The organism is Variovorax sp. GW821-FHT10C12 (assembly GCF_059415405.1).
The window spans coordinates 986,152-1,007,780 of record NZ_JBWKNE010000001.1; the positions used below are offsets into that span (position 1 = coordinate 986,152).

Below are 21,629 nucleotides of genomic sequence, written 5' to 3' on the forward strand. Positions count from 1 at the left end.
ACTGATTTTTCGATTCGCAAGGACCTTTCCACAATGCTTGAGACCCGGGATCTGACCATCCGCTTCGGAGGGCACGTGGCCGTCAACAGCGTGAGCTGCGCATTCGCGCCAGGCACGCTGACGGCCATCGTCGGCCCCAACGGGGCGGGCAAGACCACTTACTTCAACCTGATCTCCGGGCAGCTCAAGGCCACGGCCGGCACGGTGTCGCTCGACGGGCAACCGTTGTCGCACCTGTCGCCGTCGGCGCGCACGCACGCCGGGCTGGGGCGCGCGTTCCAGCTCACCAACCTGTTCCCGAACCTCACGGTGCTGGAGAACGTGCGGCTCGCGGTGCAGGCCACGCGCGCTGGCGCGCACCGCCACGGGCTCAACCTGTGGAGCATCTGGAGCGACCACAAGGCGCTGACCGAACGCGCCGAGCAGATCCTGGCCGACGTGGCGCTCGAGCCGCGCGCGCACGCCACCGTGGCCAGCCTGCCGCACGGCGACCAGCGCAAGCTCGAGGTGGCGCTGCTGATGGCGCTCGAACCCAAGGTCTTCATGTTCGACGAGCCCACGGCCGGCATGCACGCGGCCGAGGCGCCCGTGATCCTCGACCTGATCCGCAAGCTCAAGCAGGACAAGACCAAGACCATCCTGCTGGTCGAACACAAGATGGACGTGGTGCGCGAGCTCGCGGACCGCATCATCGTGCTGCACAACGGCACGCTCGTGGCAGACGGCGAACCGGCCGAGGTGATCGCCTCGCCGGTGGTGCAGGAGGCCTACCTGGGCATCGCGAAGGAGGCCGCATGAGCACCGAAAATTTGCTGACCCTGGAAGGCGTGCAGACGCACATCGGGGCGTACCACATCCTGCACGGCGTCGACCTGGCCGTGCCCAAGGGCCAGCTCACCATGCTGCTGGGCCGCAACGGCGCAGGCAAGACCACCACGCTGCGCACCATCATGGGCCTGTGGCACGCGTCGCAGGGCAGGGTGCAGTTCGCCGGCAAGGACATCACGGCCCTGCACACGCCGCAGATCGCCGAGCTCGGCGTGGCCTACGTGCCCGAGAACATGGGCATCTTCTCCGACCTCACGGTGAAGGAGAACATGGTGCTGGCCGCGCGCGGCGCCAAGAACGCCGACGCCATCGACGACACGCGGCTGAAGTGGATCTTCAAGCTCTTTCCCGCGGTCGAGAAGTTCTGGAACCACCCGGCCGGCAAGCTGTCGGGCGGGCAGAAGCAGATGCTGGCCGTGTCGCGCGCCATCGTCGAGCCGCGCCAGTTGCTCATCATCGACGAGCCCAGCAAGGGCCTGGCGCCCGTGATGATCAACAACATGATCGAGGCCTTCGGCGAGCTCAAACGCAGCGGCGTGACGATCCTCTTGGTCGAACAGAACATCCACTTCGCCCAGCGCCTGGGCGACACCGTCGCGGTGATGGACAACGGCCGCGTGGTGCACAGCGGCTCGATGGCCGCGTTCTCCGCCGATGCGCAACTGCAGCAATCGCTGCTCGGACTTGCCCTATGAAACTCGACTTCGACTGGAAGCCACTGCTTCTTGCCCCCATCCTCGCGCTCGTCGCGCTGCCGCTCACGGGCTCGGTCTCGACCTGGCTCACGCTCACGGTGGCGGGGCTGGCGATGGGCATGATCATCTTCATCATCGCCTCGGGCCTCACGCTGGTGTTCGGCCTGATGGACGTGCTGAACTTCGGCCACGGCGTGTTCATTGCGCTGGGCGCCTTCGTGGCCAGCAGCGTGCTGGGCCTCATGGGCGACTGGACCGGCTCGGGCGAGCTGTGGCGCAACCTCGTGGCCGTGTTCCCGGCCATGCTGGCCGCGATGGCGGTGGCCGGCGCCATCGGCCTGGCCTTCGAGCGCTTCATCGTGCGGCCGGTGTACGGCCAGCACCTGAAGCAGATCCTCATCACGATGGGCGGCATGATCATCGGCGAAGAGCTCATCAAGGTGATCTGGGGCCCGGCGCAGATTCCGCTGCCGCTGCCCGAGGCGCTGCGCGGCTCGCTGCTGGTGGGCGACGCCGCCATCAGCAAGTACCGCCTGCTCGCGGTGGCTGTGGGCGTGGTGGTGTTCGGCGTGCTGGCCTGGACGCTGGGCCGCACCAAGATCGGCCTCTTGATCCGCGCCGGCGTGCAGGACCGCGAGATGGTCGAGTCGCTGGGCTACCGCATCGGGCGCCTGTTCGTGGGCGTGTTCGTGGTGGGCAGTGCGCTGGCCGGCCTGGGCGGCGTGATGTGGGGGCTGTTCCAGCAGAACCTGGTGCCGCAGATGGGCGCGCAGGTCAACGTGCTGATCTTCATCGTGATCATCATCGGCGGGCTGGGCTCGACCGGCGGGGCGCTGCTCGGCGCGCTGCTGGTGGGGCTCATGACGAACTACATCGGCTTCTTGCTGCCCACGCTCACGCAGTTCGCGAGCATCTTCCTCATGGTGGCCGTGCTGCTGTGGCGCCCGCAGGGCGTGTACCCCGTGGCGAACCGTTGAGGAGAAAGCCGTCATGTTCCTGAAACGACTTCTCTCCAACGACATGCCGCGCAGCCGCCTGCTGGCGCTGCTGCTGGTGGCCCTGTTCCTGGCGCTGGCCTTCGCGCCGTTCCTGTTCCCGGGCGTCAAGGCGCTCAGCGTCGCGGCCAAGATCCTGGTGTTCGTGGTGCTGGTCGCGAGCTTCGACCTGCTCCTGGGTTACACCGGCATCGTGAGCTTCGCGCACACGATGTTCTTCGGCATCGGCGCCTACGGCATCGCCATCTCGGCCTCGCGGCTCGGGCCCAACTGGGGCGCGGTGCTGGTGGGGCTGGGCGCGTCGCTCGCGATCTCGCTGGTGCTTTCGCTGGCCATCGGCCTCTTTTCGCTGCGGGTGCGCGCGATCTTCTTCGCGATGATCACGCTGGCCGTGGCCTCGGCGTTCCAGACGCTGGCCTCGCAGCTGTCGGACTTCACCGGCGGCGAAGACGGCCTGACCTTCAAGCTGCCCGAGCTGATCTCGCCGAGCTTCGAGTTCGCCGAAGAGCCCTTCCTCGGCGTCTCGCTCGACGGGCGTCTGCTGTGCTACTACCTGCTGTTCGTGGCGGCGGTGGTGCTGGTGCTGGCAATGCTGCGCATCGTGAACTCGCCCTTCGGCCGCGTGCTGCAGGCCATCCGCGAGAACGAGTTTCGCGCCGAGGCCATCGGCTACCGCGTGGTGGTGTACCGCACCACGGCGGCCGTGCTGTCGGCGCTGTTCGCCACGCTGGCCGGCGCGATGCTCGCCATCTGGCTGCGCTACAACGGGCCCGACACCTCGCTGAGCTTCGAGATCATGATCGACGTGCTGCTCATCGTCGTGATCGGCGGCATGGGCACGATCTACGGCGCGGCCATCGGCGCGGTGCTGTTCGTGGTGGCGCAGAGCTACCTGCAGGACCTGCTGCGCCTGGGCAACGAGGCCGCCAGCGGCCTGCCGTGGCTCGCGGCGCTGCTGTCGCCCGACCGCTGGCTGCTGTGGCTGGGCGTGCTGTTCGTGCTCTCGGTCTACTACTTCCCGACCGGCATCGTCGGCAAGCTGCGGGCGAGGGCAGCGAAATGAGCGACGGCAACAACAACAGCACCATGACGCCGACATCGCACTACGCACAACTCGCAGGCCGTGAAATCCACTGGCTCGATTGGGGCGATGCCAACGCGCCCGTCGTCATCGCCTGGCACGGCCTGGCGCGCACCAGCCGCGACATGGACGAGCTGGCGCAGCACTTTGCGGCGCGCGGCTTTCGCGTGATCTGCCCCGACACCCTCGGGCGCGGCCTGAGCCAGTGGAGCCCGGCGCCCGACGAGGAATACACGCTCGCGTTCTACGCGCGGCTGGCCAATGCGCTGTGCGACGAGCTGCGGTTGGGCCGCGTGCACTGGGTGGGCACCTCGATGGGCGGCGCGATCGGCACGGTCTGCGCGTCGGGCCTGTTCGAGCCGCGCATGAAGGCGCGCATCGCCAGCCTCACGCTCAACGACAACGCACCGCAGCTCGCGCAGGCCGCCATCGAGCGCATCCGCGCCTACGCCGGCGACCCGCCGGCCTTTGCCACGGTGGCCGAGCTCGAGGCCTTCTTCCGCACGGTCTACAAGCCCTACGGCTGGCTCAGCGACGCGCAGTGGCGCCGCCTGACCGAAAGCTCCACGCGCCGCCTGGCCGACGGCCGCGTCACGCCGCACTACGACCCGGCGATGGTCAAGCAGTTCAGCGCGCACGACAACGACTACCTGATCTGGCCGCACTACGACGTGATCGAGGCGCCGGTGCTGTGCCTGCGCGGCGCCGAGTCCGACCTGGTGCTGCCCGAGGTGATCGACGAGATGCACCGGCGCGGGCCGGGCGCGGCCGGGCGCCTGCAGGTGATCGAGGTGCCGGGCTGCGGCCATGCGCCCGCGCTCAACGTGGCGGAACAACTGGACCCGATCGAGGGGTTTATCCGCGCGGCCGGTCGTTGAAGGCATGGCCGGATCACAATCCGGCCGACTTCAACTCCAAGATCACCTCGCCATGGCCCTCTCGATGTACGACCTGTCCGTGCCGGTTTTCACCCGCGGACTCGGGCAACTCACCCACCTGCTCGACAAGGGCCTCGCGCATGCGAAGGCCCAGGGCATCGACCCGGCGACGCTGGTCGAAGCGCGCCTCGCGCCCGACATGCTCACGCTGGCCGGCCAGATCCAGCGCGCGAGCGACGCCTCCAAGCTGGGCACGGCGCGCATCGCCGGCATCACCGCGCCGAGCTTTCCCGACGAGGAAAAGACCTGGGACGACCTGCTGGCGCGCATCGTGAAGACGCAGGATTTCCTGGCCGGCGTGGACCGCGCGCTCATCGACGGCCAGGAAGAACGCCCCGTGACCATCAAGGCGCGCGAAGGCGAGGCGCACTTCACGGCGCAGCGCTACCTGCTGCAGTTCGCGCTGCCGAATTTCTTCTTCCACGTGACCACCGCCTACGACGTGCTGCGCCACAAGGGCGTGCCCGTCGGCAAGATGGACTACCTCGGCCGCTTCTGAGTTCGCTCAGGCGCGGCGGGCCGCCAGCGCGTACATCAGCGGAATGCGCGGCATGCCCTCGGCCGGGGCCATGCGCCGTCCGCCGAGTTCGCGCATGCCCTCGAAGGGCTTCCAGCCGTTGGTGTACGGGTACTCCTCGAAACGCTCGATGGCCAGGCCCGCCTGCGCGAGCGCGGTCGTCACCTGGCCCAGGCCCCAGGTGAACTCGAAGCTCGGGTGCGGGTTGCGAAAGCCTTGCACGCCGGGCATCGGGCGGTCGTCGGCCACGAGGCCGTCGCCCGACTCGGCCACGTAGTCGCCCACGCCTTCCTCGGGCACGGGCGCGTCGTTGAAGTAGTCGTAGTGGAACTTCCACTGCGGGTCGAACACCAGCGCGAACGGGTGGAACTCGACGATCACGAAGCGACCGCCGGGCTTGAGCAGCTGCGCCACGCCGCGCGCCCAGGCGCCGATGTCGGACAGCCAGCACAGCGTGCCGTACGAGCAGAACACGAGGTCGTGGCGCTCGCCGCGCGCGGCGGCAGCCTCGAAGTAGTCGTAGACGTCCGCGCGCTCGAAGCGCGCCGCAATGCCCGACTCGGCCGAGAGCCGGGTGGCGAAGTCGATGGCCTCGTCGGAGATGTCGACGCCGGTCACGCGGGCGCCGCGGCGCGCGATGCTCAGGCTGTCCTGCCCCGCGTTGCACTGCAGGTGCAGCACCGAGAGGCCGTTCACGTCGCCGAGCAGGGCGCTTTCCTCAGGGAAGAGCGTGGAGCCGCCCGCGCGGAAGAAGGCGGCCTGGTCGCCCTTGTGGCTGTTGTGCGCCACCGTGGCGGCGTTCCACGACTGGCGGTTGGCTTCGTGCAGGTCTTTCTTCATGGTGTCGTCGTGTCTTGTCGGGTCGGCCAGCCCGCCAGGTGGCGTTCGGCGATGCCCGTGAGCGCGGTGATCCACGCCGGGCTGTCGTTGAGGCAGGGGATGTAGCCGAAGCGTTCGCCGCCCGCGTGGAGGAAGGCTTCGCGGCCTTCCATCGCAATCTCTTCGAGCGTTTCGAGGCAGTCGGCCGGAAAGCCCGGGCACACCACGTCGACGTGCTTCACGCCGCGCGCGCCGAGCTCGCGCAGGGTGGGCTCGGTGTAGGGCTCCAGCCACTTGGCGCGGCCGAAGCGCGACTGGAAGGTCGTTCGGTACTGCGTGGACGCCAGGCCCAGCCGCGCCGCGAGCAGGCGCGCAGTCTCGAGGCACTGCGCCTCGTAGGGGTCGCCCAGCGCGATGTTGCGCGCGGGAATGCCGTGGAAGCTCATCACCAGCAGTTCGCCGCGGCCTTCGGTCTTCCAGTGCTTCTCGATGCCTTGCGCGAGCGCCTCGATGTAGGCGGGGTCGTCGTGGTACTGGTTGACGAAGCGGAACTCGGGCACGTGGCGCTGGCGTCGGCTCCAGGCGTTCACGGCGTCGATCACGCTGGCCGTGGTGGTGGCCGAGTACTGCGGGTAGGCCTGCAGCACCAGCACGCGCGTGGCGCCCTCGGCCTGCAGCGCGTCGAGCCGCGAGGCGATCGACGGGTTGGCGTAGCGCATCGCGTCGCGCACCGTCACGCGGTGGCCGCGCTCGCCGAGCCAGCCGGCCAGCAGGGTGGCCTGCTTCTGCGTCCAGACCTTGAGCGGCGAGCCTTCGGGCAGCCAGATGCTGGCGTACTTCGCGGCCGACTTCGCGGGCCGCGTGCGCAGGATGATGCCGTGCAGGATCAGCGCCCACAGCGCCCTGGGAATCTCGACCACGCGCGGGTCGCCCAGGAAGTCGGCGAGGTAGGGGCGCACCGCGGCGGCGGTGGGGGCATCGGGCGAACCCAGGTTGCACCAGAGCACGGCGGTGCGGTCGTTCTTGCTGTTCTGACTGTCTTGGGGGGCGAGAGGCATGCGATATTCTCGGGCATGACTTCCGCTTCCCCGGCGCCCGGCGGCGCCACGCCGCTCGACATCTCGCGCATCTCGGCGATCACGCTCGACCTCGACGACACCCTGTGGCCGATCTGGCCGACCATCGAGCGTGCCGAGCGCGTGCTGCACGAATGGCTGCTGCGCGAGGCGCCCAAGACGGCCTCGCTGCTGCTCACGCCGGGCGTGCTGCGCGAGCTGCGCGAAGCCACCGCCAAGGAGCGCTCCGACCTCGCGCACGACCTGAGCGCGCTGCGCCGCGAGTCGATCCGCACGGCGCTCGTGCGCGCGGGCGAAGACCCGGCACTCGCCGACCCGGCCTTCGACGCCTTCTTCGAAGAGCGCCAGCGCGTCACGCTGTACGACGACGCCCTGCCGGCACTCAAGTGGCTCAGCGAGCGCTACCCGCTGGTGGCGGTGTCGAACGGCAACGCCGACCTCCACAAGACCGGCGTCGGCCGGTGGTTCCGCACCGCCTTCAATGCGCGCGCCTTCGGCAGCGGCAAGCCGCACGCGCCGATCTTCCGCGCCGCGGCGGCCTCGGTCGGCCTGCTGCCGAAAGACGTGCTGCACGTGGGCGACGACGCCGCGCTCGACGTGGTGGGCGCGCTCAATGCCGGCATGCAGGCCGCGTGGCTGGTGCGCGACGAGCGGCCGTGGGAGCACGGGGCGCGTCCGCAGCTGATCGTGCCCAACCTGCACGCGCTGTGCATCGCGCTGGGCGCCTGACGCTCGCCAGCACCAAGAACGTCACCGCGGTCGATACCAGAAACACCGAGGAACCGGCTTTGCCGGGCCTCTGGTGTTGCCCCCTGCAAGGGGGTTGGCGTAGCGACACGAAGTGCGCGAAGACTGGGGGTTAGCCAAATACTGGGCGGAAGAAGCTGCGTTCGTAGCTGACGATGCAGCGGGTTTCCTCCGCGTAGCGGAAGGCGGCCTGGCAATCGGCGTCCTGCATCGAATCGGCCCGGTAGGTCTCGTACGCGGCCAGGCTCGGAAAGCTGAACATCGCCAGCGCCACGTTGTTCGCGCCTTCGGACGGCAGGAAGTAGCCGTGGTGCTGGCCGCCGAACTTCTCGACCAGCGGAATCCAGAGCTTGCCGTAGTGCTCGAATTCCTTGAGCTTGAAGGGGTCGACGATGTAGCGCAGGTAGCAGGTGATCATGGGTGAGGAGCGTCAGGGGACTATCGGCGCGGCCCGAGCGGCGCGCGGCTGCCCGGACTATAGTTTTGCGACGGCCTCCTTTCACTGCTTTCGCGCGAATTTCCTCCCATGCATCTTTCCACCTGGCTCCTCTTTTGCGGCGTGACCCTGCTCGTCGTCTTCACGCCCGGCCCGGCCGTGCTGCTCGCGGTCTCCAACGCCATCACCGTCGGCCCGCGCCGCGCGATGATCAGTTCACTGGGCAACGCCTGCGGGCTCTTCCTGGTCTCGGCCGCCGCGATGGGCGGGCTGGGCGTGGTGCTCAACACCTCGGCCACGGCCTTCATGGTGCTGAAGGTGGCGGGCGCGGGCTACCTCGTGTACCTGGGCATCCGGCAGTGGCGCAGCCGCACGAGCGTGCTCGCCGAGCTGCAACCGTCGGCCACGCCGGCGCCTTCACGTTCCGCGCGCCGGCTGTTTGGGCATGGCGTGACGGTGGCGCTGACCAACCCGAAGGGCATCCTGTTCTTCTCGGCGCTGTTCCCGCAGTTCCTCACGCATGACGCGCCGATCCTCACGCAGTTCGCCGTGCTCACCACGACCTTTGCGGCCGGCTCGGTGTTGGCGCATGGCTCGTACGTGCTGCTGGCGCGCCTGCTGAAGAAGCAGTTCGCGAACCCCAAGCGTGCGCAGCTGTTCAACCGCGTGTCGGGCGGCGCCTTCGTGCTGTTGGGGTTGAGCCTGCTGCGCCTGCGCAACAAGACCGCCTGAACCGGCTTTTTCAGTCGAGCCCGAAGCGTTCGCGCAGCGCCGCGCAGAAATCGGCGGTGCCGCTGAGCGAGAGCGTGAGGGTGTCCAGGCGCGGGTTGTCTTCCCGCGTGCGCTGAACGTCGCAATCCCACGTCGCACCTTCGTCGAGCGCGCCGCGCATACCCGGGAAGCTGGCCTCGGCCCAGGCCAGCACCAGCGCGATCTCGGCTTCCACCTCGGGCGTGCGCTCGGGCGGGGTCGAGGCCATGGCGTCGAAGGTGCCGTGGTCTTCGGTGTCTTCGCTGTAGTCGAAATCGAGGTAACGCAGGGTCGTGGTCATGGGGTGGCAAGCGCGCGTGCGACGGCCAGTCCGTTGAGGACCGCGCCTTCGAGCGTGGCGGGATAGGGGCCTTCGGTGTAGTCGCCGCAGGCCTGCAGCCCCGGCGCGATGGCGGCCGGCGGACGCGCCAGGCCGGGCGTGCAGGCGAAGGTGGCGCGTTTTTCGACCACAGTCTGGATCGGTGTGAGCCCCGGTTGCCCGAGCTGCGCGCCGGCTTGGATGAGCACCTGTTTCTCGAGCGTCTCGCGCGGCGTTTCGTTGGCGCTCACGACAAAGGCGAGCACGCCTTCTGGTCCACCGAGCTGGCCGCGATCGAACACGAACTGGGCCGGTGCGCTGCCCGGCTGGCTGCGCAGCGCGAGCATCGGTTCGGCCAGCGGTGTGGCGCCGCGCACGTAGACCGTGGCAATCGCCTCGAAGCGCAGCGATTCGGTGACGTTGCACCAGCGCGAGGCTACGGGCAGGCCGGTGGCGCGGGCGAGCCGCGCGGCGTCCCAAGGGGCGCCCGCGAGCACGGCCTGGTCGAAGACCTCGTCATCGACGCGCCACCGGTCGCCTTCGGGCGCGATGGTGCGCACGCGGTGCCCGATGCGCGTGGTGGCGCCATGCCGGGCAAGCCACGCCAGCGCGGCGTCGGGCAGCAGCGCGCCAAGGTCGACGCGCGGCAGCAGCAGGTCGGCACCGCCGCGCCCGCTGAACAGCGCGTCGTGCAGCACGCGCAGGAACACCTGGCCGCTCGATTGCGGCACGGGCGTGTTGAGCGCCGAAACGCACAGCGGCTCGATCAGCTCCTGCATGACGCGTGGCGTGAGCCCGGTGCAGAGCGTGGCGACGCTGGTGCCGGGCGCGCAGCGAAAGCCCGCGAGGCGCCAGCGCACGGCGGTGGCCAGCAGTGCGGCCTTGTCGCGCCAACTCCAGCCGCGCGCGGTGAAGATGCCGATCAGCAGGTCGAGCGGCGGCGGCCGGCCCGCGGGCAGCTGCAGCCCGCCGCCGTCGGCAAAGCGCAGCGAGAGCGGCAGGCGCTGCAGGGCGGTGTCGACATCCACACCCACGTCGCGCATGACCGCCAGCGTGGCGGTGTAGGCGCCGATCAGGATGTGCTGGCCGTTGTCGAGCGCCATGCCGTGCATGTGATCGACCCGGCGCGCGCGCCCGCCGGCCATCGGCGCGGCTTCGAACAGGGTGACGGCGTGGCCGAGGCGCGTGGCCTCGACGGCGCAGGCGAGGCCGGCCCAGCCGGCGCCGATGACGGCGAGCCTCATGGGCACGAAGGGTGGGGCGTCATATCCGGCCTAGGGCCTGGACTTTCCATGCGAGCCACAGCTTGCGCACGGGGGTGAGGCTGACGCGCTGGTTCAGCACCTGGAAGTCGTCGCGCTCGATCTCGCGCAGCAGCGTGCGGTAGATGCTGGCCATCATCAGGCCGGGCTTCTGCGTGCGACGGTCGGCCAGCGGCAGCAGGGCCAGCGCTTCGTCGTAGGCGGCGTGGGCGCGCTGGGCCTGGAACTTCATGAGCGCGACAAAACGGTCGGAGTGCACGCGGTTCAGGATCTCGTGCGCCTTCACGTCGAACTGCTGCAGCTCGTTGACGGGCAGGTAGATGCGACCGCGCAGCGCGTCTTCGCCGACGTCGCGCAGGATGTTGGTCAGCTGCAGCGCCAGGCCGAGCTTGTGGGCGTAGGCGGTGGTCTGCGGATCGGTCTGGCCGAAGATGCGCGCGGCGACTTCGCCGACCACGCCGGCCACCAGGTGGCAGTAGCGCGCGAGGCCGGGAAAGTCGAGGTAGCGGGTCTGGTCCAGGTCCATCTGGCAGCCGTCGATCACCTCGTGGAGCTGGCGCGCCTCGATGCCGTAGGCCGCGGCATGCGGCGTGAGCGCCTGCATGACCGGGTGGCGCGGCGTGCCGGCAAAGGCCTGGGCGACCTCGGTGCGCCACCAGGCGAGCTTGGTGGCGGCCACGCCGGGGTCGGAGACCTCGTCGACCACGTCGTCGACCTCGCGGCAGAAGGCATAAAAAGCCGTGATCGCGGCGCGCCGCGGCTTGGGCAGGAACAGGAAGGCGTAATAGAAACTGCTGCCCGAAGCGGCGGCTTTGTCTTGCACGTATTGCTCGGGATTCATCGGGGAGGCGCTGCTTTCATGGGGCGTGATTGTCTCCGCATCCGCCATGCCTTCCAGAGCAGCACGGGCGCATCGGCCTTGCCGACGGTGGGGCGCTGCGAGAAGGTGTCGAAGCCCAGGTCCTCGATCTTGTCGAGGATGCGCAGGCCGCCCTGCACGACGAGGCGCAGCTCCCAGCCCACGCGGCCCGGCAGGCGGTGCACGAGCGGGGCGCCTTCGGTCATGAGCTCGCGCGCCCAGAAGGCCACCACTGCTATCAGATTGATAGCTTCCTGCGGCGGCGGCGCCGGCGACAGCGGTTCGAAGACTTTGAAATGCTCCGAGGTGAGGCCGCGCCGCGCGCAGTCGGTGCGTGGAAAGTAGAAGCGCCCGCGCGGTAGGTCGACGCTCGGGTCCTGCCAGAAATTGATGAGCTGCAGCGCGCTGCAGATGGCGTCGCTCTGGGCCAGCGCCTGCGTATCGGTCACGCCGTACAGGTGCAGCAGCAGCCGGCCGACCGGGTTGGCGGAGCGGCGGCAGTAGTCGAGCAGCTCGGCGCGGTCGGCGTAGGTGCCGCGGTCGCGGGTCTTCTCGATGTCCTGCATGAAGGCGCTGAGCAGGTCGGCGAGCAGGTCTTCGGGCAGGCGGTACTCGGTGATGGCCCAGGCCAGCGGGCCGAACACGTGGGGCCAGCGCGAGTCGGGCAGCGCGTCGCCGCGCGCGGCGGCGGCCAGTTCCTCACGGTAGGCGCGCAGCTCGGCCAGGCGCGCATCGGGCGAGGCGTCGCCCTCGTCGGCGATGTCGTCGGCGGTGCGCGCGAAGTGGTAGATCGCGGCAATGGGCGGACGCAGGTGCGGCGGGCACAGCCAGGAGGCCACGGGAAAGTTTTCGTAATGGGCCGGCGCGGCGGCTTGGGGGGGAGTGGCGGACACGCCACGATTGTCGGCGACGTCATGTCCGGGCACTATGCTCGTGGCGTCGCCACTTTCCATCTCTCTTTCTTTCGCCTATGACGATGAAAGCAACTGCCGCGGCTTCCGGGACCTCGCTTCCCGCTTCGGGCGACACGGCACACGCGGCCGGGCCGGGACTGATGATCGCGGCGCTGGGCGTCGTCTTCGGCGACATCGGCACCTCGCCGCTGTACGCCTTCAAGGAGACGATGAACCCCGAGCACGGCGTGCCGTTCTCGCCCGACGCAGTGCTGGGCCTGCTGTCGCTGATCTTCTGGGGCCTGATGTTCGTGGTGACGCTCAAGTACGTGGTGTTCGTGCTGCGCGCCGACCACGACGGCGAGGGCGGCATCCTGGCGCTGCAGGCGCTGGCGCGCAACGCCGTTTCCGGCCCGAAGACCAAACCCTGGGTGTGGCGCGGGATCGGGCTGCTGGGCCTGGTGGGCGCGGCCATGTTCTACGGCGACAGCCTGATCACGCCGGCGATCTCGGTGCTGTCGGCGGTCGAGGGCCTGGAGGTGCAGGCACCGGTGCTGCAGCGCGCGGTGATCCCGATCACGCTGGCGATCCTCGTCGGGCTGTTCATGGTGCAGAAGAAGGGCACCGGCGTGGTCGGCAAGATATTCGGGCCGGTGATGCTGCTGTGGTTCCTGGTGCTGGGCCTGGCCGGCCTCTGGCAGGTGCTGCAGCAGCCGCAGGTGCTGGCGGCGCTCGACCCGCGCCGGGCGGTGAGCTTCCTGGTCGTGCACCGGGCGCAGTCGCTGGCCGTGCTGGGCGCGGTGTTCCTGGCGTTCACGGGCGGCGAGGCGCTGTACGCCGACATGGGGCATTTCGGCGCCAAGCCGATCCGGCTGGCGTGGATCTTCATTGCGCTGCCAGGGCTGGTGCTCAACTATTTCGGGCAAGGCGCGCTGGTGCTGGCGAACCCGGCGGCCATCGACAACCCGTTCTTCCGGCTCTTTCCGTCGTGGGGCGTGCTGCCGATGGTGGTGCTGGCCGCCATGGCCACGGTGATCGCGTCGCAGGCGGTGATCTCGGGCGCCTTCTCGCTTACGGCGCAGGCGATGCGCATGGGTTACCTGCCGCGCATGCGCGTGGTGCAGACCTCGGGCACGGCCATCGGGCAGATCTACGTGCCGGCCGTCAACTGGCTGCTGATGGTCGGCGTGCTGCTGCTGGTGCTGGGCTTCCGCAGTTCGGGCGCGCTGTCGGCGGCGTACGGCATCGCGGTGTCGATCACGATGGTGACGACCACGTTGCTGGCCGGCATCGTGGCCTGGGGGCTGTGGCGCTGGAACAAGGTGGCGGTGGTGGTCGGCGTGCTGGCCTTCGCGGCGGTCGACCTGACCTTCGTGGTGTCCAACAGCCTGAAGGTGGCCGAGGGCGGCTGGCTCACGCTGGCGGTGGCGGCCGGGGTGATGGTGCTGTTCACCACCTGGGCCAAGGGCCGGCGCCTGGGCCTGGAAGCGGCCGAGGCCGACAGCCTGCCGCTGCGGCCCTTCGTCGAGTCGCTGGCGCTGAACATGCCGCACCGGGTGAGCGGCACGGCCGTGTTCCTGAACCCCGACGCCACGGCGGTGCCGCACGCGCTGCTGCACAACCTCAAGCACAACCAGGTGCTGCACGAGCAGGTGATCGTGCTGCGCGTGCTCTCGTGCGACACGCCGCGCGTGGACGCGCGCCTGCGCATCGAGGCCGAGCAGCTGATGGACGGCATCTGGGTGGTCACGGCGCGGCACGGCTTCATGGAGCGGCCCGACGTGCCCGAGTTCATCCGCATCCTGGCCTACCAGAAGACCCTGGCCATCGACTCGATGAAGACCTCGTACTTCGTCTCCCGCGCCTCGGTGGGCGAGGAGAACCTGCCGGGCATGAACCCGGTGCGACGGGTGCTGTTCGGCTGGCTGCAGCGCAACGCGGGCCGGGCATCCGATTACTTCGAGCTCCCCGACAACCGGCTGGTAGAGATGGGGCAGAGAACTTAGCGGGAACGTGGTCAACTGACCGGCGGGTCATTGACACTGTTTAACGTTTACCCTAGATTACTAACCGGTGGGTCATTAATGACCCGGTTCCTCTCTTCTTGGGTGTCTCATGACCGCCTCCGCCGCCTCACTCCGTGCCCGCAGCGCCGCCTGGCTGCTGCTTCCTGCCATCTTTCTGGCCGGCTGTTCGCCGAAACCGCCTGCCCAGGAGCCCGTGAGGGCGGTCAAGTTCGTGACCGTCGGCACCAGCGACTACGACGCCCAGCCCGAGTTCTCGGCCGAGGTGCGGGCCCGGGTCGAATCGCGCCTGGGCTTCCGGGTGGCGGGCAAGATCACCAAGCGCCAGGCCGAACTCGGCCAGCACGTGCAGGCCGGCCAGGTGCTGGCGCAGCTCGATCCGCAGGACTACCGCCTGGCCGCCGAGGCCGCCCGGGCCCAGCAGGCTGCCGCGCAGACCAACCGCGACCTCGCAGCCGCCGACCTGAAGCGCTACACCGAGCTGCGCTCGCAGAACTTCATCAGCGGCGCCGAACTGGAGCGCCGCGAAACCACCTGGAAGGCCGCGCAGGCGCAGCTTGAGCAGGCGCAGGCGCAACTCGCCTCGCAAGGCAACCAGGCCAGCTACACGACCCTGGTGGCCGATGTGGCGGGCATCATCACCGCCATCGAGGCCGAGCCGGGCCAGGTGGTGCAGGCCGGTACGCCGGTCGTGCGCATTGCCCAGGACGGCGCGCGCGACGTGGTGTTCGCGGTGCCTGAAGACCGCGCCGCGCTGATCAAGCCCGGCTCGCCGGTCGCGGTGCGCGGCTGGTCCGGCGGCGAGGTGCTGCAGGGCAAGGTGCGCGAGGTGGCCGCCAGTGCCGATGCGGTCACGCGCACCTACTCGGTCAAGGTGTCGATTGACGCCGCGACCTCGCCGGCGCTCGGCGCTACGGTCTATGCCAGGCCGCAGGCCCTGGCGCGCACCGACGTCGCGGTGATCAAGCTGCCGACCAGCGCGCTGCGCCAGGAAGGCAAGGGCTCGGCAGTGTGGGTGCTCGACAAGGACAGCATGACCGTGCGCTCGCAGCCGGTGCAGGTGGTCACGGCCGACGGCAATGAAGCGGTGATCGGTTCGGGCCTGGCGCCCGGCATGATGGTCGTGGCCGCGGGCGTGCACGTGCTGTCGCCGGGGCAGAAGGTCACCATCTACCAGTCGAAGGAGGCCATGGCGGCCGCCGCCAATGGCCAGCAACAGGCGCAGGCGAAGCAGCAGGCCGTCGAGGCCGTGGCCGCGACGAAGAAGGAGATCGCAACGGGTGCCGCCAAATGACGGAAGGCCCTGCAACCCCTGAGACTCCCGGACACAAACCCGCCGGCTTCAATCTTTCCAAATGGGCGCTGGACCACGCGCCGCTCACGCGCTACCTGATGGTGGTGCTGATGGTGCTGGGCGCGTTCGCGTACTTCCAGCTCGGCCAGGACGAAGACCCGCCGTTCACCTTCCGCGCCATGGTGGTGCGCACCTACTGGCCCGGCGCCACCGCGCAGCAGGTGGCCGAGCAGGTCACCGACAAGCTGGAGCGCACGCTGCAGGAAGCGCCGTACGCCGACAAGATCCGCAGCTATTCCAAGCCGGGCGAGTCGCAGATCATTTTCCAGATCAAGGATTCGTCGAAGGCCGCCGAGGTGGCCAACGTCTGGTACACGGTGCGCAAGAAGATCGGCGACATGCGCGGAACCTTGCCCGCGGGTGTGCAGGGGCCGTTCTTCAATGACGACTTCGGCGACGTCTACGGCGTGATCTACGCGCTGGAGAGCGAAGGCTTCAGCTACGCCGAGCTCAAGACGCTGGCCGACGACGTGCGCCAGCAGCTGCTGCGCGTGAAGGACGTGGCCAAGGTCGACCAGTTCGGCGTGCAGGACGAAAAGGTCTTCATCGAGATCTCGCAGAAGCGCCTGGCGCAGCTGGGGCTCGACTTCAACGCCGTGCTGGCTCAGCTCGGCTCGCAGAACGCGGTCGAAAGCGCTGGCACGATCCAGTCGCCGCTGGACGTGGTGCAGGTGCGCGTGGGCGGCCAGTTCACCAGCGTCGAACAGCTGCGCGAAATGCCGATCCGCGGCAGCTCGGGCAACCAGATCAAGCTCGGCGACATCGCCGAGATCCGCCGCGGGTACGTCGATCCGCCGGCCGTCAAGGTGCACCACCAGGGCAAGGAAGTGATCGCGCTGGGTGTGTCGATGGCCAAGGGCGGCGACATCATCGCGCTGGGCAAGGCCCTCAAGGCCACCACCGCCACCATCGACCAGCGCCTGCCGGCTGGCGTGAAGCTGGCGCAGGTGCAGGACCAGCCGGTGTCGGTGGCCAGCTCGGTCAACGAATTCGTCGGCGTGCTCATCGAGGCCGTGGCCATCGTGCTGGCGGTGAGCATCATCGCGCTCGGCCTGCACAAGGGCGGGCGCTTCGGCTGGTACATCGACATGCGCCCGGGGCTGGTGGTGGCCATCACCATTCCGCTGGTGCTGGCCGTGACCTTCCTGGCCATGAACTACTTCGGCATCGGGCTGCACAAGATATCGCTGGGGTCGCTCATCATTGCGCTGGGCCTCCTGGTGGACGACGCGATCATCGCGGTCGAGATGATGGTGCGGAAGATGGAAGAGGGCTACGACAAGGTCCGCGCCGCCACCTTCGCCTACGACGTGACGGCCAAGCCGATGCTCACGGGCACGCTCATCACGGCGGCGGGTTTCCTGCCGATCGGCATCGCCAAGTCGGTGACGGGCGAATACACCTTCGCGATCTTCGCGGTGACGGTGATCGCGCTGGTGCTGTCGTGGATCGTGTCGGTGTACTTCGTGCCGTACCTGGGCACGCTGCTGCTCAAGGTGAAGCCGCACGACCCCGATGCGCCGCCGCACGAGCTGTTCGACACGCCGTTCTACAACGGCTTCCGTCGCGCGGTGAACTGGTGCGTGCAGCACCGCTGGCTGACCATCGGTGCCACCGTGCTGATCTTCGCGCTCGGCATCGTCGGCATGGGCAAGGTGCAGCAGCAGTTCTTCCCCGATTCGAGCCGGCCCGAGATCATGGTGGACATCTGGTTCCCCGAAGGCACCTCGTTCGCCGCGAACGAAGAAGTGGCCAAGCGCGTCGAACAGCGCGTGATGAAGGAAGAGGGCGTGAAGACCGTCAGCACCTGGATCGGCTCCGGCGTGCCGCGCTTCTACCTGCCGCTGGACCAGGTGTTCCCGCAGACCAACGTGTCGCAGCTCATCGTGCTGGCCAAGGACCTGAAGGTGCGCGAGACGCTGCGCCTGCGGCTGCCGGCCTTGCTGGCCGAGGAATTCCCCGAGGTGCGCGGCCGCGTCAAGCTGCTGCCCAACGGCCCGCCGGTGCCGTATCCGGTGCAGTTCCGCGTGATCGGCACGGAGCCCGCCCAGCTGCGCGCCCGTGCCGACGAGGTGAAGGCCGTGCTGCGCGAGAGCCCCAACATGCGCGGCGTGAACGACAACTGGAACGAGTCGGTCAAGGTGATCCGCCTCGAAATCGACCAGGCCAAGGCGCGCGCGCTCGGCGTGACCAGCCAGGCCATCGCCCAGGCCTCGCGCACCATGTTCAGCGGCACCACGGTCGGCCAGTACCGCGAGAACGACCTGCTGATCGACATCGTGCTGCGCCAGTCGGCCGACGAGCGCGAGGCCATCTCGGACATCGGCAACGCCTACATCCCGACGACTACAGGCCGTTCGATCCCGCTCACGCAGATCGCCCGCCCGGTGTTCACCTGGGAGCCCGGCGTGATGTGGCGCGAGAACCGCGACTACGCCATCACCGTGCAGGGCGACGTGGTGGAAGGCCTGCAGGGCGCCACCGTGACCGAGCAGCTGCTGCCGAAACTGCGCGAGCTGGAAGCCGGCTGGCATGCGGCCGGGCAGGGCGGCTACCGCATCGAGGTGGCGGGCGCCGTGGAGGAAAGCTCCAAGGGCTCGGCCTCGATCGTGGCGGGCGTGCCGATCATGCTGTTCCTGGTGTTCACGCTGCTGATGCTGCAGCTGCACAGCTTCAGCCGCTCGCTGCTGGTGTTCATCACCGGCCCCATGGGCATCGCCGGCGTGGCCGCCGCGCTGCTGCTGCTGAACCGGCCCTTCGGCTTCGTGGCGCTGCTCGGCGTGATCGCGCTGATGGGCATGATCCAGCGCAACGCCGTGATCCTGATCGACCAGATCGAGAGCGACCGAGCGGCCGGCGTGCCGGCCTGGGATGCGATCGTCGAATCGGCCGTGCGGCGCCTGCGCCCCATCGTGCTGACCGCTGCGGCGGCGGTGCTGGCGATGATTCCGCTGTCGCGCAGCGTGTTCTGGGGACCGATGGCCGTGGCCATCATGGGCGGACTGATCGTGGCCACCGTGCTGACCCTGCTCGCGCTGCCGGCGATGTATGCCGCGGCCTTCCGCATCAAGCGGGAGCCGACGGAGTCGGAGGCACCGAAAGGCACCCCCATTCATGTTTAAAATCGAAAGCTGACCGATTTCAAGCGGATGGTCTTTGGCCCGAGGGATTCCCGAGGTGCCGGAAGGCCGTCCGCTTTTGCATTCACCTGAAAGATTGGCATCGCGCGGGTGGCGAAATTGGTAGACGCACCAGGTTTAGGTCCTGACGTTCGCAAGAACGTGCCGGTTCGAGTCCGGCCCCGCGCACCAGCCCTGCTATGTAGCCCGTTCTATCGAGCAGTGACGAAGCCCCGTTTCGCAAGGAACGGGGCTTTTTCTTTGGCCGTCGTTCGCTTCACCAGTCGCTGCTGCTACTGCTGTCGCTGCTTGAACTGTCCGAGCTGCTACTGCTGCTCGAGTCGTCCCACGAACTCGTGTCCTTGATGCCGAAGTTGTCGTCCACGAAGCTGTGGTCGGGCTCGGGGGCGGAAGAAGGCCAGAGGCTGCGCCCGATGTCGGCGTTGTGGCTGCGGCTGCCGTGGTGGTTGAAGATGTTGATCGTGCTGCCGCGGTGGTCGTCCGACCGGTCGCGCAGCAGGTGGTGCAGCAGTTCGCCCGCGACCGCCGCGCCGACGCCGACTGCGGCGCCGGTCGCCAGCGCGCTGCCGATGCCCAAGTCCTGGCTGGGCGGCGGCGCGGGCGGAAATCCTCCGTCGCTGTTCGCTGCGGCGTAGCCCATCGACGAGTCGCTCGTGGGCCGGGAGAACCGGGGCGCCGGCGCGGCGGCGGGGAAGGTGGCGGCGCGCGAACGCCGCTGGAAGAAGACGTAGGCCGCAACGATCAGCGCGACGACGCCGATGGGACCCCAGGGGATCGAACCGGTGGGCGGAAAGGAGTCGACCGGCGCGGGCGACGCTGCGGGCGCCGGCGCGCTGACGGGGCTGGGCGCGGGTGGCGGCTCGGGCGTGATCTCCACCGGCTTTTCGAGCTTGCGTTCGAGCTTGGCGACCGACTCGGCTTTCGCGAAGGAGAGCTCCGGCGAGATGTCCCTGGCCCGGTCCAGCGCCTCGCGCGCGTCGTCGAGCTTGTTCTCCATGGCGAGGAGTTCCGCGTGGACGTAGTGGGCCTTCGCGCTGTTGGGGTGGCTCTTCAGCACCTTGGCGATCATCGCGTTGGCCTCCGCCATCCGGCCGTTGCTCGCAGCCTGGTGGATCTGCTGGATCGTCGGCTCCTTCGCTGCCGGTACGGCCGTCTTGGCCTGCGAAGGCGAAGCAATGCCAAACGCAAGAACCAGGGTGAAGGCGAGGGCGGCGAACAGTCGCTGAAGCATGGAAAGGTCCCTGTGGGCGGTGGCAAATCGCCCGCCACTTTAAAGGGGAATTCGCCCCCGGAGCCGGGGGCAGGGCGCAATCCGCGCGCACGGGCGTTCGCATCGGCGAGAGCGGGTGTTTTCCGCCGATTAGAATCGCGGGTTGCCCAGTTTTGCAGGCGGCACGTGTGTGCCTCCGCATAAATCCCGCGAGCGCGTGTAAGTCCTTGATCTGTATTGATTAAAAGATGCAGGCCCGCGCACCAGCCCCCTTACCAGGAAGACATCATGACCGTGAACGTTGAAACTCTCGAGAAGCTCGAACGCAAGATCACGCTGACCCTGCCGGTCGGCACCATCCAGAACGAAGTCGATTCGCGCCTCAAGAAGCTCGCGCGCACCGTCAAGATGGACGGCTTCCGTCCCGGCAAGGTGCCGATGAACGTCGTGGCCCAGCGCTACGGCTACTCGGTGCACTACGAAGTCATGAACGACAAGGTCGGCGAGGCCTTCTCGCAAGCCGCGAACGAAGCCAAGCTGCGTGTCGCCGGCCAGCCCCGCATCACCGAGAAGGAAGAGTCGCCCGAAGGCCAGCTCGCCTTCGACGCGGTCTTCGAAGTGTTCCCCGAAGTCAAGATCAACGACCTGTCGGGCGCTGAAGTCGAGAAGCTGTCGGCCGAAGTCGGCGACGAAGCCATCGACAAGACCCTGGACATCCTGCGCAAGCAGCGTCGTACCTTCGCCCAGCGCGCCCAAGACGCCGTGGCCGAAGACAACGACCGCGTGACGGTCGACTTCGAAGGCAAGATCGACGGCGAGCCCTTCCAGGGCGGCAAGGCCGAAGACTTCCAGTTCGTCGTCGGCGAAGGCCAGATGCTCAAGGAATTCGAAGACGCCGTGCGCGGCATGAAGTCCGGCGACAGCCGCACCTTCCCGCTGTCGTTCCCGGCCGATTACCACGGCAAGGACGTGGCCGGCAAGCAAGCCGACTTCATGGTCACCGTGAAGAAGATCGAAGCCTCGCACCTGCCCGAAGTCAACGAACAGCTGGCCAAGTCGCTCGGCATCGCCGAAGCCACCGTGGAAGGCCTGCGCGCCGACATCAAGCGCAACCTCGAGCGCGAAGTGAAGTTCCGCCTGCTGGCCCGCAACAAGAACGCCGTGATGGACGCCCTGGTGGCCAACGCCGAACTCGACCTGCCGAACGCCAGCGTGCAGTCGGAAGTCGCCCGCATGATCGAAGGCGCCCGCGCCGAGCTCAAGCAGCGCGGCATCAAGGACGCCGACAAGGCCCCGATCCCCGAGGAAGTGTTCCGCCCGCAAGCCGAGCGCCGCGTGCGCCTGGGCCTGGTGGTGGCCGAGTTGGTGCGTGCCAACAACCTGCAGGCCAAGCCCGAGCAGATCAAGGCCCACATCGACGAGCTGGCCGCCAGCTACGAGAAGCCGCAAGACGTCGTGCGCTGGTACTTCAGCGACAACAACCGCCTGGCGGAAGTCGAAGCCGTGGTCATCGAGAACAACGTGACCGACTTCGTGCTGGGCAAGGCCAAGGTCAACGAAAAGTCGGTGTCGTTCGACGAACTGATGGCGCAGCAGCAGCAGTAAGCTGGTTTCCGTCGCTGCATGCAGCAACGCCGATGGGGCTTGTGCTTTGCGGCACGAGCCCCATTTCACTCAGGCGTACAG

20 protein-coding genes and 1 tRNA gene are annotated in these 21,629 nt (G+C 68.4%); 13 read left to right on the plus strand and 8 right to left on the minus strand.

Annotation, left to right across the window (positions count from 1 at the left end):
- Positions 1-33 precede the first annotated feature (33 nt).
- The 6 genes from AC07OH_RS04735 to AC07OH_RS04760 are packed head-to-tail and all read left to right on the plus strand — an operon-like array spanning position 34 to position 5,036.
- Entirely contained in the window at positions 34-798 is a 765-nt protein-coding gene (locus AC07OH_RS04735) for an ABC transporter ATP-binding protein (RefSeq protein ID WP_062475886.1), read from the plus strand.
- Complete coding sequence (locus AC07OH_RS04740; RefSeq protein WP_159277159.1) at positions 795-1,523, plus strand: ABC transporter ATP-binding protein; 729 nt, start codon at positions 795-797, stop codon at positions 1,521-1,523. Before AC07OH_RS04735 ends, AC07OH_RS04740 begins: the two co-directional genes overlap by 4 nt.
- Positions 1,520-2,500: a branched-chain amino acid ABC transporter permease gene (locus AC07OH_RS04745; RefSeq protein ID WP_070060451.1), complete on the plus strand. Its 981-nt coding sequence runs from the start codon at positions 1,520-1,522 to the stop codon at positions 2,498-2,500. The genes AC07OH_RS04740 and AC07OH_RS04745 overlap by 4 nt, the downstream gene beginning before the upstream one ends.
- 13 nt (positions 2,501-2,513) lie before the next feature.
- On the plus strand, positions 2,514-3,581 hold the full coding sequence (locus tag AC07OH_RS04750; RefSeq protein ID WP_070060452.1) for a branched-chain amino acid ABC transporter permease: 1,068 nt from the start codon (positions 2,514-2,516) through the stop codon (positions 3,579-3,581).
- A gap of 23 nt (positions 3,582-3,604) precedes the next feature.
- Positions 3,605-4,477 carry an alpha/beta fold hydrolase gene (locus AC07OH_RS04755; protein ID WP_495300957.1) on the plus strand — a complete coding sequence of 291 codons (873 nt, stop codon included), beginning with the start codon at positions 3,605-3,607 and terminating at the stop codon, positions 4,475-4,477.
- A 52-nt stretch (positions 4,478-4,529) separates the two neighbouring features.
- Positions 4,530-5,036, plus strand: a complete 507-nt coding sequence (locus AC07OH_RS04760) for a DUF1993 domain-containing protein (RefSeq protein ID WP_495299786.1) — start codon at positions 4,530-4,532, stop codon at positions 5,034-5,036.
- A 6-nt stretch (positions 5,037-5,042) separates the two neighbouring features.
- Here the strand turns inward: AC07OH_RS04760 and AC07OH_RS04765 are convergent, their stop codons facing one another.
- The gene (locus AC07OH_RS04765) at positions 5,043-5,894 is read right to left on the minus strand and encodes a class I SAM-dependent methyltransferase (RefSeq protein ID WP_495299787.1); all 852 of its coding nucleotides are present in this window, start codon (positions 5,892-5,894) and stop codon (positions 5,043-5,045) included.
- Positions 5,891-6,931 (minus strand): ferrochelatase, encoded by a 1,041-nt coding sequence (gene hemH, locus AC07OH_RS04770; RefSeq protein WP_495299788.1) that lies wholly within the window; start codon positions 6,929-6,931, stop codon positions 5,891-5,893. Before hemH ends, AC07OH_RS04765 begins: the two co-directional genes overlap by 4 nt.
- 15 nt (positions 6,932-6,946) lie before the next feature.
- On the opposite strand from hemH, the gene AC07OH_RS04775 reads away from it, so the two are divergent.
- The gene (locus tag AC07OH_RS04775) at positions 6,947-7,678 is read left to right on the plus strand and encodes an HAD family hydrolase (protein WP_447743727.1); all 732 of its coding nucleotides are present in this window, start codon (positions 6,947-6,949) and stop codon (positions 7,676-7,678) included.
- A 130-nt stretch (positions 7,679-7,808) separates the two neighbouring features.
- Here the strand turns inward: AC07OH_RS04775 and AC07OH_RS04780 are convergent, their stop codons facing one another.
- Positions 7,809-8,114 (minus strand): NIPSNAP family protein, encoded by a 306-nt coding sequence (locus tag AC07OH_RS04780; protein ID WP_095947796.1) that lies wholly within the window; start codon positions 8,112-8,114, stop codon positions 7,809-7,811.
- Between the two features lie 108 nt (positions 8,115-8,222).
- Here AC07OH_RS04780 and AC07OH_RS04785 point away from each other — a divergent pair, with 108 nt between their 5' ends.
- The gene (locus AC07OH_RS04785; protein ID WP_495299789.1) at positions 8,223-8,864 is read left to right on the plus strand and encodes a LysE family translocator; all 642 of its coding nucleotides are present in this window, start codon (positions 8,223-8,225) and stop codon (positions 8,862-8,864) included.
- Positions 8,865-8,874: 10 nt separating this feature from the next.
- On the opposite strand, the gene AC07OH_RS04790 is transcribed toward AC07OH_RS04785, so the two are convergent.
- From AC07OH_RS04790 to hpnC, 4 genes are read right to left on the minus strand one after another with little or no spacing between them, the layout of a single operon-like run.
- A complete protein-coding gene (locus AC07OH_RS04790) occupies positions 8,875-9,183 on the minus strand; it encodes a hypothetical protein (RefSeq protein WP_495299790.1) in 309 nt (102 codons plus the stop codon).
- Positions 9,180-10,445 (minus strand): hydroxysqualene dehydroxylase HpnE, encoded by a 1,266-nt coding sequence (gene hpnE / locus AC07OH_RS04795; RefSeq protein ID WP_495299791.1) that lies wholly within the window; start codon positions 10,443-10,445, stop codon positions 9,180-9,182. Before hpnE ends, AC07OH_RS04790 begins: the two co-directional genes overlap by 4 nt.
- A gap of 19 nt (positions 10,446-10,464) precedes the next feature.
- The gene (hpnD, locus tag AC07OH_RS04800) at positions 10,465-11,304 is read right to left on the minus strand and encodes a presqualene diphosphate synthase HpnD (RefSeq protein WP_495299792.1); all 840 of its coding nucleotides are present in this window, start codon (positions 11,302-11,304) and stop codon (positions 10,465-10,467) included.
- Positions 11,301-12,275, minus strand: a complete 975-nt coding sequence (gene hpnC, locus AC07OH_RS04805; RefSeq protein WP_495299793.1) for a squalene synthase HpnC — start codon at positions 12,273-12,275, stop codon at positions 11,301-11,303. The genes hpnD and hpnC overlap by 4 nt, the downstream gene beginning before the upstream one ends.
- Before the next feature lie 23 nt (positions 12,276-12,298).
- On the opposite strand from hpnC, the gene AC07OH_RS04810 reads away from it, so the two are divergent.
- The 4 genes from AC07OH_RS04810 to AC07OH_RS04825 all read left to right on the plus strand — a co-directional run bounded on the left by AC07OH_RS04810 (position 12,299) and on the right by AC07OH_RS04825 (position 18,904).
- On the plus strand, positions 12,299-14,221 hold the full coding sequence (locus AC07OH_RS04810) for a potassium transporter Kup (RefSeq protein ID WP_495299794.1): 1,923 nt from the start codon (positions 12,299-12,301) through the stop codon (positions 14,219-14,221).
- A gap of 109 nt (positions 14,222-14,330) precedes the next feature.
- Entirely contained in the window at positions 14,331-15,533 is a 1,203-nt protein-coding gene (locus AC07OH_RS04815; RefSeq protein WP_489056978.1) for an efflux RND transporter periplasmic adaptor subunit, read from the plus strand.
- The gene (locus AC07OH_RS04820) at positions 15,530-18,715 is read left to right on the plus strand and encodes an efflux RND transporter permease subunit (RefSeq protein WP_495299795.1); all 3,186 of its coding nucleotides are present in this window, start codon (positions 15,530-15,532) and stop codon (positions 18,713-18,715) included. Before AC07OH_RS04815 ends, AC07OH_RS04820 begins: the two co-directional genes overlap by 4 nt.
- 102 nt (positions 18,716-18,817) lie before the next feature.
- Positions 18,818-18,904, plus strand: a tRNA-Leu gene (locus tag AC07OH_RS04825).
- A gap of 85 nt (positions 18,905-18,989) precedes the next feature.
- On the opposite strand, the gene AC07OH_RS04830 is transcribed toward AC07OH_RS04825, so the two are convergent.
- Complete coding sequence (locus AC07OH_RS04830) at positions 18,990-19,964, minus strand: tetratricopeptide repeat protein (protein WP_495299796.1); 975 nt, start codon at positions 19,962-19,964, stop codon at positions 18,990-18,992.
- A 267-nt stretch (positions 19,965-20,231) separates the two neighbouring features.
- On the opposite strand from AC07OH_RS04830, the gene tig reads away from it, so the two are divergent.
- Positions 20,232-21,548 (plus strand): trigger factor, encoded by a 1,317-nt coding sequence (tig, locus tag AC07OH_RS04835; RefSeq protein WP_495299797.1) that lies wholly within the window; start codon positions 20,232-20,234, stop codon positions 21,546-21,548.
- The last annotated feature ends 81 nt before the right edge of the window (positions 21,549-21,629 follow it).